This window comes from Cellulomonas sp. P5_C6, assembly GCF_054049635.1.
Genome location: NZ_JBFULZ010000382.1, coordinates 1 through 852 on the forward strand (window position 1 = coordinate 1; position 852 = coordinate 852).

An 852-nucleotide genomic window follows, 5' to 3' on the forward strand; every position below is an offset into this window, starting at 1 on the left:
GCGTCATCCTACTGACGTCTCGGTCTCGCCCTCGGGCGGGACCGGAACCTGGACGTCCGGCACGGGACGACCGCCGGGGGCCGCGGGGAGGTGGTCGGCCGCGTCGCCGGCGACAGCCGGGTGACCGGTGGCGATGCGCGCCTTCTGCGTGGCCGCGTACACGTCCACGTACTCCTGGCCCGACAGGCTCATCACGGCGTACATGATCTCGTCGGTGACCGAGCGCAGGATGAACCGGTCGTTCTCCATGCCCTGGTAGCGGCTGAAGTCGAGCGGCTCGCCGATGACGACCCCGATGCGCATGACCTTGGGGATCCGCCGACCGGGAGGCTGGGCCTCGTCGGTGCCCACCATGGCCACGGGGATGACGGGGGCACCGGACTCGAGCGCGAGCCGCGCGATACCCGTCTTGCCGCGGTAGAGCCGCCCGTCGGGGCTGCGCGTGCCCTCGGGGTAGATGCCGAACAGGTCGCCGTCCGCCAGCCGACGCAGGCCGGTCCGCAGCGCGGCCTCGCTCGCCTTGCCGCCCCCGCGGTCGACCGGGATGGTGCCGACTCCCCGCATGAAGCCCGCGGTCAGTCGGCCCTTGACGCCCGAGCCGGTGAAGTACTCCTGCTTGCCGATGAACACCAGCTCGCGGTCCAGCACCAGCGGCAGGAAGAACGAGTCGATCACCGCGAGGTGGTTGCTCGCCAGGATGGCAGCGCCCTCCTCGGGCACGTTCTCGGCCCCGCRCACCCACGGCCGGTAGACCAGGTGCAGCAGCGGACCCACGAAGACCCGCTTCATCAACCAGTAGAACAACGGTTCACCTCTCGACCCGACACACGGACTGTCCGTCCACCCGAGCCC

Annotated in this window: 1 protein-coding gene; it reads right to left on the minus strand. The window is 70.7% G+C overall.

The features are described from left to right. Positions 1-3: 3 nt before the first annotated feature. On the minus strand, positions 4-789 hold the full coding sequence (locus tag ACXJKG_RS21290; RefSeq protein ID WP_456847706.1) for a lysophospholipid acyltransferase family protein: 786 nt from the start codon (positions 787-789) through the stop codon (positions 4-6). Between the last annotated feature and the right edge of the window lie 63 nt (positions 790-852).